The sequence below is a fragment of the Legionella sp. W10-070 genome (genome assembly GCF_900640175.1).
GTDB lineage: Bacteria > Pseudomonadota > Gammaproteobacteria > Legionellales > Legionellaceae > Tatlockia.
Genome location: NZ_CAAAJC010000036.1, coordinates 1 through 15,622 on the forward strand (window position 1 = coordinate 1; position 15,622 = coordinate 15,622).

Here is a 15,622-nt window from a genome sequence, read left to right on the forward strand (position 1 = left end):
AAATGCTTTATTTTTGAGAAAAAAGTTTCGATTAAAAACCGCTCTTTATAGACCTCGTTATCAATTTTTCTTGGACATTTTACATGCTTTCTCGATGGGATAACCGGACAACAATTCTGACTCTTCAGGGAGTTAATGAATGGCTGTGAATCATATCCTTTATCAGCAAGTACTAACGTATTGCGCTGTTCTTTTAGCAATTCAGCCGCTTGAGTAATGTCGTTTCTGTGTCCGCCTGTTAGAGTAAATCGAATAGGGTTACCTAACCCATCAACCACAGCATGTATTTTGGTAGTAAAGCCTCCTTTACTACGGCCCAGTGCCTGAGCTTCGTTTCCTTGTTTGCTATAGCCTGATGCGCAAGCATGAGCACGCACAATCGTTGCATCGATCATAACGGCCTGATCATCAATATCACTGACTGAACGCATCAATTCAGACCAAATGCCTCGATCAGACCAAGCTTTATATCGCCTGTGAACCTGGCGCCAATGCCCATAATAATCAGGAAGAAGACGCCATTGACATCCCGTCCGCAATATATACCAAACCCCTTCTATAAATCGGCGCAATCTCTTTTCTTCTTGTGTATGAAGACCTTTTATTCCTCGCAAAAAAGAATAGAGTCGGTTCCATACTTGCTCTGATATGTTATTATTCATTTTGGCAGTTCTTTTAGTGATTTTTCGACGGCAAATCGTATTTCACTATAGAAACTGCCTTTTTTTCAACTAATTAGAAATTTCGTTCACGGAGCCTAGAATGGAAGTTAAGCCATTCGGCATACACATAACTAATGTAGCACCCGGTGATTTTGCTACTAATATAGCAGCCGGTCGTTATCATGCATCCCTGATAAAAGGTTCCCCTTATGAAACCTCCTATAGTACAACCTTACAGATGATAAACGATCATGTGGATAGTGGCAGCAACCCGGAGGAGATAGCTCAAGCTGTCTATCATATTATCCGTACCCCTCAACCTAAGGTGCATTACAAGGTTGGAGCTTTTATACAGAAGTTCTCGATTGTACTAAAGCGAGTACTTCCGGATAAAGTATTTGAAAAATTATTGATGAAACATTATAAATTGTAATTTTGCAATCTCAATTTATTATTCCTATGATAACGAAAAATTATTAATTAAAACCGGGGTTGCCGACATTCAACTATAAAGACTCGAGCGAACTTTGGATGCCAAGCCAGAAACAACACCCTGAGCAAGACGACAGCCTCTAATTATTCGGTAATTTGAAATGGCGCAAAAAACCACAACAGCCGAAACAATTTAACTGATTTATTTTATCGTTGATACTTATGATGTATGATTGTCTTTTGTAGCCCCCAATCGGGATTCGTAATCAATAGGCTCGCGGTTCGATTCCTCTCAATGGCATCAGTAAAGTCCAGGAATTATCAATCTGAACAAAAAATCAATTTGTTGTCTCGAATGCGTTGAGGTTTGGATGGAAAAGAGAGAGATGATTTGAACCGGATAGACTATTTTTTAAGGCTGATGCTATGTTGATGACCTTATTTGCAGTTGCTGGATTTTTCTGCGGTTTTTTAAATACATTAGCTTCAAGTGGCTCAGCGGTTACTTTACCACTATTGATTTTTCTGGGCTTAAGCCCTGAGATGGCTAATGGCACCAATCGTTTGCCCGTATTGGTTGGTAGTATGATAGCCATTTATATGTTTGCAAAATCTGGCAAAATTCATTGGCCAATCGCTCTTAAGGTGGTTATTCCCAGTGTCGTTGGAAGTTTTTTGGGTGCACTTCTTGCAGAGACTATTTCAGCAAAAAGTCTTGGCTTTATCATCACCATTGCAATGCTTATCGCTTTAGTTTTATTGTTTACGAAAACTAAACATGCTTTTTTAAAAGATTTTTCAGAAGAGCCTCGATTTCGTTGGCAGGAAATGTTGCTATTTGTCGTTATAGGCTTTTGGCTGGGGTTTATTGTACTGGATGGTGCAACGTACTTAATGCTTGCTTTAATTCTTGCAGTACGCTTACCTTTTGTTCAGGCAACGGCTATAAAAAATTTGGCTATTGCTTCTTCAACATGTATTGCTTTGATCTTTTTTGCAACGCATGGACATATAAATTGGGAATATGGCATTGTTATGGCGTTAGGCAGCATTGCTGGCGGGGCGGCAGGGGCTAAAGTTGCCATGTTTCCCTGGGCTAAAATTTGGACTTATCGAATTTTAATTTTTATTATTTTAATAGAACTCGTTCATCTGGTGATTAAGTTATACCATAACCTGTCCATGCAATGAGGTGGCTTGGCAGGATAGGCGTGCAGACCAAAATGATATTTATATTGGTTTAATGTCAATTTTCAAGTAAGGTTTCTCATTCCCCTTCCGACCACTTTTACCTCGCCTAATATTTTCTCAGTCGAGCAAGCCTGTATATAACTCTGAAGATATCCTTAATGATAGTCGCACTTAAGTATTAATAGCAGCAGTAGAATTATTTTTTTTATAAAGTATAATAATCAAACAATAAAGGCATTGTATGATCAGAAGGCTAATTTCTATAGCAAGGCACTTCAAGATGCCAAATTGTAGACGATTCAATTTTTGGTGGGTGGAAAAATGGAAAATAGCATTTTGATGAATCTTGGGTATCTATAGGGCGCTGAAAAACTTTAGATCTTCAATACTTTATTGCCTTGAGCAATAAATGTTCTGTCAATCCAGGATGAATGAGGCAAAGCATTAGCGAGAATTATTTTAAGACAAATAGAGGTTTATATGAATATAGCAGGTTGTGCTCTTTGGCTGGGCGAAGGTAAGCCAGGTCAATATTGGAATGCTGTCAGAAGTTTTTTATCACAGAATGAGGAAGCAAAGGTTAATATTTTTTTTAGTAAAAAAAATCTTGATTTACCAGAATACTTAAATAAAAAACACTTATCTGAGAAGGCATTACTTCCTGATTATGAGAAGCTAATTAATCGAATCATTTTTTTTGATATTGATGCCAATAATTTTAAGTACGTACAATGGTTAGAGCAGTTTGAGCCGACACCCTACGCCTTTATTTCTGATTATTTAAGATTCGCTGCTTTATCTCAGTTATCTGTTGAGAAAGATTATAACTGTAGCTTGATAGTTTTCTTTGAACTGGATGTAGAATTTAAAAATTCAATAGAATCCATTAAAGAGGAGCTTGTGCCTGATGCAGTTCTGCTGCCGGAATATGAATCATCTCTGTATGTTATTTTTGTAAACCAGCCTGGAAAAAACGCTAACAATTTGTTGAATGGTGTATTGAAAGTTTATGATGATTTATATGAAAAAGTACTGATTAGTCTGGATGTACAAAACAAACCAGAGAACCTAGATATGCTTGAAAATGAAAAATATATTACAGAAATGTTGGGGATGAGCCTGGAAGCTTTATCAAAAACAGAGGAGAACTCTCCAAAGGAAGTCAAAAAATCCAGCACAAATACCGGTTTTGTTAATTTACGCGGATTTTTTTCGGTAATCCAAGGATTTGCCAAAGATATCTTCCAAAATATTGATGAGGCAGAGGATGAGCAATCTTTATTTGAGGTTGACGTAGGTGGGTTGATAGAACATTTCCCAAGCTCTAAGGAATATGTTTATAGGGAGAATAGTTATAGACTCAAAGTAAGTATATCTACAGATACTTCATTAAGTCAGACAGCTTCCAAGCCGTTACATTCCATTTTTTTCAGTGAACCATCTGATTCAAAGAGAATTAAAACGGCTCCTGATTCTAATGAAGTAGTTGAGCAGAATGAGTTAAAGCCTTGGTAATAATTCTTTCCTTGACAGAATAATCTGATTTCCTTGAATACCAGGGGATATATTCAATATACCTTGGTATTCCAGCCAACTTTAAGAGGTAAATGATGGATAAGCGATATTGGCAGCAGCGATGGGAAGCCAATGAAATCGGGTTTAATCAGTCACAGCCTAATCAATTAATGCAGCGGTATTTTTCACGGCTTAATTTAAAGTCAGGCGCTCGTGTTTTTGTTCCTTTATGTGGTAAAAGTATTGATATGCTTTGGTTGGCTGTTCAGGGTTATAGGGTGATTGGTGTCGAGTTGAGCCAATACGCTTGCCAGGCATTTTTTACTGAAAACGAAATTTCATTCAAGATAATCGAAGTGAGTGACTTTGTCATTTATGCCGGTGATAATATTACTCTCTTTGCAGGCGATTTTTTTAAACTGGATAAAAGCCTGCTTGAGAAAATTGACGCAGTCTATGATCGGGCAGCTCTTATTGCATTACCTCCAGCCGTACGACCACTATATGCCGTACAGCTAACTCAATTGCTCGAGCCAGAAGCAGCTGTTTTTTTGATCACCACGGCTTATGATCAAAATGAAATGCAAGGCCCGCCATTTTCAGTAGATCAAGCGGAAGTAGACCTGCTTTTTCAAAAAAGTTTTACAATTGACAAATTTTACAGTAAACCAATGAGGGAGATATCTCCGCACTTAAAGGCCAAGGGTCTGATGTACGCAACGGAGGAAGGCTACTTATTAAAACAGGCAAGTGAATCTGATTGAGCATCAGGTTAATTTTTTGATATAGGAGTCTATAAAGCTCGTTATCTAAGGCAATTAGGATTATCACCGAAAGCTTTTATTTGGTCATTTGGATTTAATACTTTACATATTTGCTGATTGGTATACTATCTATAGTAAGTATTATTGCGGAGAGTCGTCATGAGTACTAAGCAGCTTACCCAGAAATTTGAAGCCTATAAAGCTGAAGTAGGGAAGATAAAAGAAGGAAACAAGCAATTATCCAACAACTGGTTGATCGAAGAAAATATTATTGAGAAAGAGGATTTGCAGATTTTGAGAAAAGACATGCAATTATCACTTGGTAATAGCACACAAAAAAAGCAGGCAGAAGAGGAAGAGGAAGAAGAAAACAAGAAAAAAAATAGTCTCTGGCTAACCACTTGGTCAAATCGTGAGACGGGGCAACTTCTTGCCTTTAGCTTGGGAGTTAATGGACGAGGTTCGGAAGTTCATGATGTTTCTCATTTAAATATTAGCCTGGATGATTTTATGAATCGTGTGGGATCGATTCTCAGAAATTCTTCTTCTTACCATGATGCAAAAAAAGCAATTGAAAAAGAATATTCTGGTAACGATAAGGCTCCCTTTTCAAGCGTTGATGATTATGAACAGTCCCGTTCTTCAAGTGTGTACAAAACACCAAGACCTACTCCCTTTAAAGAGGACTGGTAATTTACAAGTGTAATTGAGCCTCAAGAGTAATGTCTATTCCACCTGATGAAAAGCCGGAAAATTTGTATTTATTTTAAAGCCAGATCCTCAAGTATTTCCCGGAATTTTTTAATATAATTATTCATCCATATCGTTGACATCATGGGTTCGACATAGCTAAAAGCCCCCCATATTTTATTATTGATGGTGGCAATATGTAGAAAATAGGGGAAATCCCCGATTTGTCGGCCACTACCACGATGAATTCCTGTAACGGCTAAACTCCCAAAGCGCTCAGGAAAGTTAATTTTACCCCAATTACTAATACCAAATCCGGCAGTAAACTCCCTTCTTCCAGAATGTTCAGGTATTTCAAACCAGCTGGCTACCTCATCTATGTCAAATTCTTTAGGTGTTAATCCAGTTAAGTAAAAATTATTATCAAACTGGTATTGATAATGCTGAACCAGATTCCAGAAATCAATCTTTCTATTAATATGATGGATCGTTTTAACCATGCTGATAAAGCATCCAATGTGTTCAGAACTTACAACAGGTTTGGCATAGGAGCGTAAATTAACTGGAACATGAAGAGAAGTTTCCAGCTCAGTTGATGCAAATAACAATGCTGTATTAATAACTGCTGTCATTTTAGCTTTTTTCTCCTTGCAGAGAGCCTGAAGTTTATTGAGTATTAATTCATCAAAGTCACAAAATAGAATTTTGGGCTCCAGATTTTCTGCAGAGAAATTATGAAACTTAAGTTTGGGAGTAGGGCCAAAGAGATTGTCGATGGTTTTTTGATTTTTATTATACTGTGTCCAGCTGATACCAGCAGGGAGATGGTATTCAATAGCGGGAATCAGAGAAAGTTGAATCAAATCGGGAGTTTGTCCCTGTTCAAGTTTTTCATAAAAACTTAATAAGTCTTTGAGTATTGAGAGTTGTGAGGCACCATCTAGGATTGAGTGATGCAAACCGATTAGTAAACAATGATCTTTCAGGTTGGATCTTGAGGTGATGAGCATGCTTCGCCAAAGATATTGATGGATAGGGTAAGGTTCTTTTAAAATCTGTAAAAACTGCTCAAGCCAGGCATTTTCTTCATCAACAATAATTTGCTCAAGGGGAATGTTGTGGAAATCTGCATTGGTCTGAAAAAAATAGCTCTGTATATCCCTATAACAAGTTGCACGTAACAGAGGGTGACGACAGTATAAATTGTAAAATGCTTTTTTTAACAAGAAAAAATCTAACTTCCCCTTGATGTAAACTGCCATGCAGGTATTTGCTGTACCCTGTCCTTTATCGTGAATCAAGGCGCATGCTGTCTCCCATAATCCTAAAGGTCTTCTCATAATAATTCCTAACTAATAATAGATAGTTTATAGAGAATCATAGGTTATTTTACAGATAAGTTAAAATATTTCAGGAACGCAAAGGAAAGTAACAGATGTTAGGCTTCAAGAATATACCAGACTAGGCTATTATACAGAATTGATAATAATATGCAGCTAAGAAAAGAGATACCATGCTTATGCAAAATATAATCGAACCACCATTATTTAATGCCCAGCTAATCAGAAGTTTAGGTGCTACTACTTACCAGGGAGCTGAAATTGGCGAATGTTTTGCCATAGCTAATCAAATAGAACCTGGTAACAAGGAAAGCTGGTATACGCAGTGGAGTGCTTTTGCTGATAAAAACTATTTATCGGCTGAATCTTACCGCAAAGAAGGGATGAATCTGGATGCGAAGATGGCCTTCCTGCGTGCTTGTACTTATTATCGTACCGCTTATTTTTTCCTCGAGGATGAACCTGCTGACTCAAGAATTGAGAAGGCTTTGCAACGCAGCATAGATGCTTTTCATCAGGCGCTTGAGTTTTTTGAGTCGCCTGTAGAAAAAGTGGCGATTCCTTTCGATAATATTACCTTGCCAGGTTATCTTTATATTAATCGATCATCAAATCAACCGAAGCCTATTTTAATTGATACCGGGGGAGGGGATGGAACAAAAGAAGAATCTTTCTTTAGTACGGCTGCTGAAGCACTGGAACGTGGTATACACTGTTTAACGTTTGAAGGTCCCGGCCAGGGTAGTGTGTTACGTTTAAATAAGACTCCTTTTATTCCTGATTGGGAACGAGTCATTGAAAAGATAATTGATTTTATCGTCCAGCGTCCCGAAATTGATCAAAATAAAATTATTCTGATTGGTCGAAGTTTTGGCGGTTATCTTGCTGCACGGGCAGCAGCAAAAGAGAAGCGTATTGCTGCTTGTATTGTTGATCCGGGTATCCTGGATTCGAGCAGCAGTTTGGAGTCAAAATGTAAATTATTAATCAGCACACAATGCCCTGAGCTAGAGAGTGCACCGTTGGATCAAATCATAGAGCATTTAATGGAAACGGATGAAAATTTGAGATTTATGCTCGCAAGCCGCAAATGGCGTTTCGGGGCAAAAACTATTGGCGAAATGCTCCAGTTAACGCGCGCATATACCGTGGAGGGATTGGTCGAAAAAATTCAATGTCCCACCCTTGTTTGCGATAATACATTAGAATACATTACCCCGGGACAGGCCAAAAAATTCTATCAGCAATTACAATGCAAAAAACACTATGTTCTTTTCAATGCTGAAGAAGGGACAGGTGGTCATTGTGAACCATTGGCGCCCAGGTTATTTAGTGCAAAAATGTACTCATGGCTTGCTGCCAACCAGCTATTGTGAGTGTCAGGGAAAAAGATGGGAGAATCATCAGAAGAGAACGTTAACCTTCAAAATATTTTGGTAGATAATAGAAGGCTTCTCCTGGAGCATCAATCCCCAAGGCTCTCAGTTGTTGGGCTCGGGTAATGATTGTTGCTCCTTCCAGTAAGTTATAGGCGATTTGCTTTACATTTCGATACATAAGTTCTGATAAGAACGTTTCTTTTACCCAACGGTTAAATGAACCCATGGCAGGGCCGCACCATATCTGATAATCCATGACTCGTCCTTCATCGCCAATAATTGCCCAACGGCTGCTTTGACCAAGGTAGCTTCGGAATATTAAAGCCAATTTATATTTTGGATTAGGGCGTGTCCTCAATTGAAGCCAACTTTTTCACCAAAGGATTGCTTCAACCCAATCAATATGATTTTTTAATAATCTTAAAGATTTGATTTCTCTTATCATCCAAATCATTGAAATGCAACTTTCCCCATCTCATGTAAAATCACTCGATTTTAGAAGGATCAATTTAAAAGTGGTTCGATGTGTTTTAACGGATGAAATTTGGGAGCAGATTCAACGAACAATGAAGTTATTTGGATGCCACTTCTGGAAAAATGACCGTAACATTATGGAAGCAATTATTTGGAAGTTAAGAACAGGCGCGCCTTGGAGGGATATACCAGAGTCGCTTTGCCAACGGAAAACAGCATATAACCGCTTTAATTGATGTCAAATATTATAAATTTTTTGGTTTTCGGCAATTCTCAAAAACATTTGTAGGGAATCAATATAACGCTTCTCTTATTCCTATGGTACTTGAAATAAGAAACGCCACCTGGATTAATCAGCGAATCACTTCTAAATCTGAATATGACTTTGGCAAATGAGTGCTAAATTTTAGGTTATACAATGACCCTATGTCTGGGTAATGTCCTATTCCCCGGCTTGCCGACATTCATTTTTAATATTTTCCTCGCACATTTGTACACAATTGCTGCCACCGGCACTCTGACATTGATTAATACATTGTGGTAGTCGCTGCTGTATACACAGCGTTTGATCATCTGCTTGGGTTTGTATTTCTTCTTCAGAGATATCTGCAGCGTGAGCAGGTAAAAAAAACATGAATACAAATAAGCTAACGAGAAATATTTTCATACAGGAATTTCCTTATTCATCTTAATTTAAAATTTAGCACAAGAATGAGGAATGTCAGATGAGGCTGGTCTAAGAATTTAGTTTGAAAGTTCATCCAATTTTTTCCCGGTAAGTTGTTTGGCAATTAAATCAGAAGAGCCTCTGGTGAAATGTTTAATAAGGAGGCCATCCATTGTACCTGTTTTTGTAAACTGTAAACCTTTACCAAAGAAATTATCGAGATTCTGATGGGTTGGAAGCGGGTCAACATCATTTTTAAGCAGTACAGACCAATCGCCGATATGACCATGGACAAACCTGACTTTAAATCCCCCAGAAGGTTCAGTAATCAATTCATTACCCACAGCACGATTCCAAAGTAAGCGAAACAGGGGTTGAGTAAGCGGAATCGGGTGATCTGGAACTGCAAAACCTTCTGATTCTATCAGTTTTGCTAATTTTTTTTCCTGGAGTAAGTGCAGAACGCCCTGATTAATCGCATTAATTGTATGAATTAAGCTTTTAAGGTTGTTATCCTGATAGTAAATATTAAATTTTTCTGCGAGTGCTTTTACCGTTTCCAGACCAACAGGGGCATGGGAAAATAAAGTCAGGTTCCCTTCAGTAGAAAGGGTATAGCCGATAGCTTTAACCATTGGTATGTAATTTTTTGTCACAATGCGACGGATTTCACTTTCTTCAACCAAACCTTTTTCAATAAGGATTTGCATATTGCCAAGTGATTTGCCTTGAACTTCGAAAAAATTATACCGCCCGGTAAAGCATGCTCTTTCATAATCTTTGATAAATTCTGTGCTGTGGTTGGATAACATAATCTCGATGTTTACATCTGCTTCGTAGAGTTTTTTAAGTACAAACAAGGTAAAATAGTCGTTTTGGCCTCTGTCAGCTAATTCATCACCAATCAAAGTGATTGCTTTTGTATTGTCTACTTTCGCTTTATTGATAATTGTTCTAAAACAGGAAATTTTTTCAACTGAGAGACCCTCTACAGGGGTATTATAAATGTCTCTTAATTTATCGTATTGCCCAGAAGAAAATTGCAGGATTCTTTCCTCAATCAGGATGTAGATTAGCTTAAGTGCGTTGCCATGAAGGTCACCTAAGCTTATGTGAGTGCAGGGGGACTCAATAGCCAGGGGGCAATGGTTTAAATCCGCTTCTCGATACTTTAAGACCATAATATAGCCTAAGTGAATTTTTATGTTGATTGAAATATAATTGAAGAAATTTTATCAATTTGACTCGATAGTTGTTTCTCAATTTATATCTACTCTAATAATTATATGCTATCGGTAAAGGGCAGATCGCTCGCTGACAGCATTACAAGCCAAGAGATTAAACATGCAAGCAGTTGATGTGGTTGTTATAGGTGCTGGTGCGGCTGGTTTGATGTGTGCTATTGAAGCGGGAAAACGTGGTCGCAAAGTGGTTGTAATTGATCATGCCAACAAGGCAGGGAAAAAAATTTTGATGTCGGGTGGCGGACGTTGTAATTTTACTAACTATAATGTCGATCCTGCTTGTTATATTTCCCATAATCCTCATTTTTGCAAATCGGCATTAACGCGCTATACACAGTGGGATTTTATTGAGTTGGTTAAAAAACACAAAATTCCTTTCCATGAGAAGACCCTGGGGCAATTATTTTGTGATAATAAATCGAAAGATATTGTTGATATGTTAGTTGCAGAAAGTGAATTATCCAAAGTACAAATTAATTTAAATACGTCAATTGAACAGATTAAGTTTATAGAGAATAACCATTTCAGACTAAGCACTTCTCAGGGTATATTCCATTGCCATTCCCTAATTATTGCAACAGGCGGCTTGTCAATTCCTACTATGGGAGCAAGCCCGCTTGCTTATAAAGTGGCAGAACAATTTGGTATAGGCGTATGGCCTACACGAGCAGGGCTTGTTCCTTTGACTTTTGATGTGAAAGAAAAAGCGTTTTTTTCGCAGCTGTCAGGGATTAGTGTTGATAGTCTGGTGGATAATGAACGCACTGGATTTCGAGAAAATATCCTGTTCACCCATCGAGGATTAAGTGGCCCGGCAATACTGCAGATTTCTTCTTATTGGTATCCTGGAGAATCTGTTTGTATCAATTTATTGCCTGATGAAGAAGTGAACTTATTATTAAAATCTGCACGTCTGACAATGGCACATAAGAAAACCGGCTCATTTTTAGCGATGTATCTCCCCAAACGAGTAGTGGAAATATTGATAAGCGAGGAACTAATTGAAAAAAAACTCTCTGATATTTCAAATCATGAGATCGAGCTGATTGCATCGAGATTAAACTGCTGGATGATTAAACCAAACGGTACCGAAGGTTATCGGACAGCGGAGGTAACGTTAGGGGGTATAGATTGCAACGCACTTTCTTCTAAAACAATGGAAGTTAAAACCACCCCAGGCCTTTATTTTATTGGCGAAGCAGTTGATGTAACAGGATGGCTTGGCGGTTATAATTTCCAATGGGCATGGTCATCGGGCTGGGTTGCCGGGCAAGTAGTATAGTCAATCTGATTATTCAACGGTTGCGAAATAATTGAACGCCGCTTTAACCTGCATTAGAACAATTACTTGGATGAGGTATTCACAACGTTATCCACAGAAATTGTGGACAAGTAGTCGGTGTCGTGAAATATTTTGTTCACAAAATAATCGATAAATCTTCATTTAACGCATTAAACGCATGACTAAACAGCTTGTTTGCGGTGTATTACTGATGGCACTATTCAACCGCAAGTTTCCTAAAGGAGTCATCGTGCACACCGATCGTGGCAGCCAGTATTGCTCAAAAAAATACCGAACTATACTGGTTAATAACACACTGATTGATTCAATGAGTCGTCGTGGGAACTGTTGGGATAATGCCATATCAGAAAGCTTTTTCCATACGTTGAAAGTCGAGCTAATTCATCAGAATAATTACTTACATAAGGAGCAAGCACGTAGAAGTATTTTTCAATATATTGAGGGGTACTACAATAAAAAAAGAAAGCATTCTTCTATTGACTATAAAACACCATATGAGGTTGAATGCTCTAACAAATCCGCATAAATCTGTGTCCGTTACATTGGGGTAAGATTACTCCGTATAGAAAGCCATTCATCAAAATCCAACTCATTCGTCTTTTAAAAACATGAGGCAGCTTCGCTGCCTCAAAAGAAGGGATAAAGGGGTAAAGTGCTAAAAAGCCCGGACACATCGAACAGCTTCAAAGGTGTTTTTGGAGAAGACGTTGACGTCACCCGATGGGAAGAGCACGTCCCACGCGTTGGGGCTGGTGTCCTGCGACGAACTCCAGTAGAAGGTCATGAACAAAAACCCGCCAAAGTTACAGGGATTTGCCAAGTTGGAACACAATGCGTTATGGACTGCAGACAGCTCATTTCTTGCAGGAAGATACCAGTCTGCACTGATGTTTTGACAACGTCGGGCAGCACAATTGTCTACAGAGGTACATCCAGCGTCATTATTTATAATGTTAGTGGTATTTTGCGCCCCATCGTCTAAGTCAGTAGCAATATCGTTGAATTGACTGCTCCATTGGCTTAACTGATCGAAAGCGGCAAGAGGGCCAGTTACTACCTTGCCACTGCCTCCGCTCTCTTCAAATACCAGCCCACCTAAATGAGAAAAGGCAATCAACGCTTGTGGACTGTTGGCCGTGTTGCTACCGCTGACGGTAATCGTGCACGGTGCGTAAGGCGTGTTAGAAGTCAGTTCCAACATACAGCTGGCTCCAGGTGCCACACTGGCGCAATTGCTGTCATCAACAGACAGGTTAGGGCAGGCCGCCTTATCGCTGACCGTAACCGCATTGGCATTCACAGCACTGCCCACATCATTAGTGACTTCTAAAGAAAGCGCCGTTCCTGATACGGTAACGACCCTGCTTTGTTGTACAGGATTGGTGATGCTTATCTGTGGTTGGCTGGTCACCGTCACATCGACATTCACCGTGTTGGTATTATCCCCTGCGATGGGAATAGTGGTTGGCCCCTCCTGGGTGGCCGAAGCAAAAGTAATCGTACAGCTCGCTCCAATCGCAAGGTTCGCGCCACACGTCGTGCTTTGTACGCTGATGTTGCTGCCTCCTGGAATGGTTGCAGCCACATTCTCTGCCGCAACCGGAGAGCCTGCATCATTGGTCACAGTGACATTGCCTGTTGAATTTTCAGCAAACAGTAATGTGGTCGGATTGACGGCAATTACCGCATCCGTTATCGGCGGCGCCTGGGTGATGCGTAAAATATTGATGCTACTGGGGCGATAACACTGGCTAGTAGAGCCTTGTTGGCAAACTACGGGGCCATCCATAACCGAACCGTTTAACTGACTGCCGTTTATCTGTAACGACAGGATGCAGGAATTTTTGCCTCTGAGTACAAAAGGATTGCCGCACCCATTAAGACCCGTGGTGACTTGCGTAATGCCTCGAATGGGCTGCATGGTTAAGGTATGCGGCTTGCTGGATTGATTGGTGATTCGGTATTGCACCATTGCGGTACCATTGGCAGGCACTGCAATCGTGGTGGCCGTCAGTGGCTCAAAGGTCCACAATGGAGTCCCTGCAAAAACTGTTGTCATCATGAACACTGAGCACAAGAAAGCCAGTATTCTCTTCAAAAAAATTTTGTGCTGTATCGTAGCATGGCCTTTGTCCTTATGCGATGTAAGTCAGATTAAACAAAACCCCATTGGTGTAGAGGTGATTAAGGGCTAACCCTGAATTCGTGGTTTGCCCCAAAGCGCGACCCAGCTCGCTTTTACCCCAATCAGCAAACTCATAACCAACTCCTATCTGCCAGTGGGCGCTCAAGGCTTTTTGCACCCCAGCACCCAGCGTGTAGGTGAAAGTGGTTTTGGTGTTGTTGCTGAAATTAGCATTAGGCAAGGCTTCAAAAATCAAGGGCGTATTGGTAAAGTTATGGGCGCGGTTAAAGCCAACCCCAAAGCTCGCGCTCACCCAGGGCATGAGCCAATGGCCTTTATCAAGCAACAGTTTGCCTTTGACTGCTACCCGAGTGTTGCGTACTTTGTAAAGGTAGCTGTAATTATCAAATTGAGGGTCGGCATCATCCCATATCACACCCTGCAGTTTGGCATTGCCAGTGGTGGCGGCCGCTAATCCCAATTGCCCCAACCATTGAGAAGTCAATGATTTTTGCAGGCCAACAAACAGTTCGCCCGAGGCAATAGCATTGGTGGATTTTCTAGCTGCATAGGTCTTTTCAATCTCTGGCGCCAAATAAAAAGTCTGTGTCTCACCGCCCCTGGCCCAAATGGACCCCGCGGCTATTGAACCAACCCAGGTCCAGTCTTTGGCGGGCATAACAGGCCCCATGGTACCCGCAAATGCGGTACTTCCCAACACACTAGCTGTTGCTATAGAAAGAAATAAACGATACCTCATAAAGGCTCCTTGCAAAGTAAAAACGATTTATTATGTGAAAATAGTACGCAGTCAGCAGCAATCGATTGAAGTAACAAGGGAATGAATGCACAAACATGCAACATACGATTTAAGCAGAGCAAAGAGAGGAAGTAAAACCCTGAATAAAGAAAAGAAACACAATAAAACATAATGGAGTAAAATGAAAATAAGGGAAAATCTATTGCTGCTCGCTGATTACTGATAATGGTCCTGTCATTGGGCGTTAAGAGCAAGTCTTGTTTGATATCTAATAAATGGTTCATTCCCTGCACCAGCATCCTATATGTTTGTTTAATATTGAAAAACTATTCCAAATTATGATACTTTTTTTAATGATTTAAAATCAAAAAATTCATTCAATTTTTATCCATCAAACGCGCCCCAAACAAATCATTCGTCTTTTAAAAACATGAGGCAGCTATGCTGCCTCATAAGAAAAGGGGGTTAGGGGGTAAAAGCCCGGACACAACGAATTCTGCGTATAGCGATCTTAGTGGCGTCGCCCTGGAAGCCAACCAAGAAGAGCTGGAACCAGGCGCCGTTCGTAGGATTGCCGGAAAACTCGGTAGAACTCCAGTATTCGTCATCGGAAAGATCGCCTAAATTCCTCGTATACAACGTTGTATATAAGTTGGGGTTGGTAGTGCCACAACCAGCATCAAAACCATCCATAAATCGTCCCAACTCGCAAATCGCCGGCATGAACCAGTCAGTAAAGCCACCGTCAGATAAATCTTCACAGAGTTGGGCGGCAACGGGTGGGGTTAAGCCCGCGGCAATAATGCGAGCCGTGTTACACTCTCCATCGTTCTTACCATCGCAGGAGCCTGGGCCGGGCATAGATGTTTCGCTGATGCCCCCTACCTCTACTGTACTTGGGCCCCATCTGACTCCTGTTGACTGGTCACTCAATGCCGCCACTTTCCCACCGATACTTCCGGTATTGGGAGTAGCATCATTGACAGAAAACAAAAACCCACCCTGATAGATACAGCCGTATCCTAATACCAGAACATTGATATCTGTGGAAGACGCATTATCAGCACTGACTGTGA

Annotated in this window: 17 protein-coding genes and 1 pseudogene; 9 read left to right on the top strand and 9 right to left on the bottom strand. The window is 40.1% G+C overall.

The annotated features are described in order from the left end of the window. The coding region (locus E1O65_RS11700) for an IS5 family transposase (protein ID WP_133133782.1) at window positions 1–662 on the bottom strand (662 nt) is incomplete at its 3' end. Between the two features lie 100 nt (window positions 663–762). Between E1O65_RS11700 and E1O65_RS11705 the strand changes: the two genes are divergently transcribed. From E1O65_RS11705 to E1O65_RS11725, 5 genes are all read left to right on the top strand, one after another. Then, on the top strand, window positions 763–1,095 hold the full coding sequence (locus E1O65_RS11705; RefSeq protein WP_207384248.1) for a hypothetical protein: 333 nt from the start codon (window positions 763–765) through the stop codon (window positions 1,093–1,095). Between the two features lie 425 nt (window positions 1,096–1,520). Next, complete coding sequence (locus E1O65_RS11710; RefSeq protein WP_133133783.1) at window positions 1,521–2,285, top strand: sulfite exporter TauE/SafE family protein; 765 nt, start codon at window positions 1,521–1,523, stop codon at window positions 2,283–2,285. Window positions 2,286–2,765: 480 nt separating this feature from the next. Further along, window positions 2,766–3,800 (top strand): hypothetical protein, encoded by a 1,035-nt coding sequence (locus tag E1O65_RS11715; RefSeq protein ID WP_133133784.1) that lies wholly within the window; start codon window positions 2,766–2,768, stop codon window positions 3,798–3,800. Between the two features lie 92 nt (window positions 3,801–3,892). Next, window positions 3,893–4,564, top strand: a complete 672-nt coding sequence (gene tmpT / locus E1O65_RS11720) for a thiopurine S-methyltransferase (protein ID WP_133133785.1) — start codon at window positions 3,893–3,895, stop codon at window positions 4,562–4,564. 159 nt (window positions 4,565–4,723) lie between these two features. After that, window positions 4,724–5,257 carry a hypothetical protein gene (locus E1O65_RS11725; RefSeq protein ID WP_133133786.1) on the top strand — a complete coding sequence of 178 codons (534 nt, stop codon included), beginning with the start codon at window positions 4,724–4,726 and terminating at the stop codon, window positions 5,255–5,257. Between the two features lie 68 nt (window positions 5,258–5,325). On the opposite strand, the gene E1O65_RS11730 is transcribed toward E1O65_RS11725, so the two are convergent. Then, complete coding sequence (locus E1O65_RS11730; protein ID WP_133133787.1) at window positions 5,326–6,594, bottom strand: condensation domain-containing protein; 1,269 nt, start codon at window positions 6,592–6,594, stop codon at window positions 5,326–5,328. A gap of 173 nt (window positions 6,595–6,767) precedes the next feature. Here E1O65_RS11730 and E1O65_RS11735 point away from each other — a divergent pair, with 173 nt between their 5' ends. Further along, a complete protein-coding gene (locus E1O65_RS11735) occupies window positions 6,768–7,970 on the top strand; it encodes an alpha/beta fold hydrolase (protein ID WP_242601598.1) in 1,203 nt (400 codons plus the stop codon). Window positions 7,971–8,010: 40 nt separating this feature from the next. On the opposite strand, the gene E1O65_RS11740 is transcribed toward E1O65_RS11735, so the two are convergent. Continuing rightward, window positions 8,011–8,331 carry a hypothetical protein gene (locus E1O65_RS11740; RefSeq protein WP_347400073.1) on the bottom strand — a complete coding sequence of 107 codons (321 nt, stop codon included), beginning with the start codon at window positions 8,329–8,331 and terminating at the stop codon, window positions 8,011–8,013. A gap of 157 nt (window positions 8,332–8,488) precedes the next feature. Between E1O65_RS11740 and E1O65_RS11745 the strand changes: the two are divergent. Next, window positions 8,489–8,680, top strand: a pseudogene (locus tag E1O65_RS11745) (transposase); the annotation flags it as partial. Between the two features lie 209 nt (window positions 8,681–8,889). On the opposite strand, the gene E1O65_RS11750 reads toward E1O65_RS11745, so the two are convergent. Together E1O65_RS11750 and wip are read right to left on the bottom strand one after the other, a co-directional pair. Further along, entirely contained in the window at window positions 8,890–9,114 is a 225-nt protein-coding gene (locus tag E1O65_RS11750) for a hypothetical protein (RefSeq protein WP_133133789.1), read from the bottom strand. Window positions 9,115–9,191: 77 nt separating this feature from the next. Beyond that, the gene (gene wip / locus E1O65_RS11755; RefSeq protein ID WP_133133790.1) at window positions 9,192–10,295 is read right to left on the bottom strand and encodes a Dot/Icm T4SS effector Wip; all 1,104 of its coding nucleotides are present in this window, start codon (window positions 10,293–10,295) and stop codon (window positions 9,192–9,194) included. Window positions 10,296–10,458: 163 nt separating this feature from the next. Between wip and E1O65_RS11760 the strand changes: the two genes are divergently transcribed. Next, window positions 10,459–11,640: an NAD(P)/FAD-dependent oxidoreductase gene (locus E1O65_RS11760; RefSeq protein WP_133133791.1), complete on the top strand. Its 1,182-nt coding sequence runs from the start codon at window positions 10,459–10,461 to the stop codon at window positions 11,638–11,640. 178 nt (window positions 11,641–11,818) lie between these two features. Beyond that, on the top strand, window positions 11,819–12,187 hold the full coding sequence (locus tag E1O65_RS11765; RefSeq protein WP_133133792.1) for an integrase core domain-containing protein: 369 nt from the start codon (window positions 11,819–11,821) through the stop codon (window positions 12,185–12,187). A gap of 129 nt (window positions 12,188–12,316) precedes the next feature. On the opposite strand, the gene E1O65_RS11770 is transcribed toward E1O65_RS11765, so the two are convergent. From E1O65_RS11770 to E1O65_RS11785, 4 genes are all read right to left on the bottom strand, one after another. Next, window positions 12,317–13,759, bottom strand: coding sequence for a DUF1566 domain-containing protein (locus E1O65_RS11770; RefSeq protein ID WP_242601600.1), 1,443 nt, complete (start codon window positions 13,757–13,759; stop codon window positions 12,317–12,319). A gap of 37 nt (window positions 13,760–13,796) precedes the next feature. After that, window positions 13,797–14,546, bottom strand: coding sequence for an outer membrane beta-barrel protein (locus tag E1O65_RS11775; protein WP_133133793.1), 750 nt, complete (start codon window positions 14,544–14,546; stop codon window positions 13,797–13,799). Then, entirely contained in the window at window positions 14,543–14,830 is a 288-nt protein-coding gene (locus tag E1O65_RS11780) for a hypothetical protein (protein ID WP_133133794.1), read from the bottom strand. Before E1O65_RS11780 ends, E1O65_RS11775 begins: the two co-directional genes overlap by 4 nt. Before the next feature lie 181 nt (window positions 14,831–15,011). Continuing rightward, window positions 15,012–15,622: DUF1566 domain-containing protein (locus E1O65_RS11785; protein ID WP_133133795.1), on the bottom strand; the 611-nt coding region annotated here is incomplete at its 5' end.

Excerpts from the sequence above, each read along its gene's own strand:
- E1O65_RS11705 (WP_207384248.1), top strand. The coding sequence starts at position 763 with ATGGAAGTTAAGCCATTCGGCATACACATAACTAATGTAGCACCCGGT.
- E1O65_RS11710 (WP_133133783.1), top strand. The coding sequence starts at position 1,521 with ATGTTGATGACCTTATTTGCAGTTGCTGGATTTTTCTGCGGTTTTTTA.
- E1O65_RS11715 (WP_133133784.1), top strand. The coding sequence starts at position 2,766 with ATGAATATAGCAGGTTGTGCTCTTTGGCTGGGCGAAGGTAAGCCAGGT.
- tmpT (WP_133133785.1), top strand. The coding sequence starts at position 3,893 with ATGATGGATAAGCGATATTGGCAGCAGCGATGGGAAGCCAATGAAATC.
- E1O65_RS11725 (WP_133133786.1), top strand. The coding sequence starts at position 4,724 with ATGAGTACTAAGCAGCTTACCCAGAAATTTGAAGCCTATAAAGCTGAA.
- E1O65_RS11730 (WP_133133787.1), bottom strand. The coding sequence starts at position 6,594 with ATGAGAAGACCTTTAGGATTATGGGAGACAGCATGCGCCTTGATTCAC.
- E1O65_RS11735 (WP_242601598.1), top strand. The coding sequence starts at position 6,768 with ATGCTTATGCAAAATATAATCGAACCACCATTATTTAATGCCCAGCTA.
- E1O65_RS11750 (WP_133133789.1), bottom strand. The coding sequence starts at position 9,114 with ATGAAAATATTTCTCGTTAGCTTATTTGTATTCATGTTTTTTTTACCT.
- wip (WP_133133790.1), bottom strand. The coding sequence starts at position 10,295 with ATGGTCTTAAAGTATCGAGAAGCGGATTTAAACCATTGCCCCCTGGCT.
- E1O65_RS11760 (WP_133133791.1), top strand. The coding sequence starts at position 10,459 with ATGCAAGCAGTTGATGTGGTTGTTATAGGTGCTGGTGCGGCTGGTTTG.
- E1O65_RS11765 (WP_133133792.1), top strand. The coding sequence starts at position 11,819 with ATGACTAAACAGCTTGTTTGCGGTGTATTACTGATGGCACTATTCAAC.
- E1O65_RS11775 (WP_133133793.1), bottom strand. The coding sequence starts at position 14,546 with ATGAGGTATCGTTTATTTCTTTCTATAGCAACAGCTAGTGTGTTGGGA.
- E1O65_RS11780 (WP_133133794.1), bottom strand. The coding sequence starts at position 14,830 with ATGAACCATTTATTAGATATCAAACAAGACTTGCTCTTAACGCCCAAT.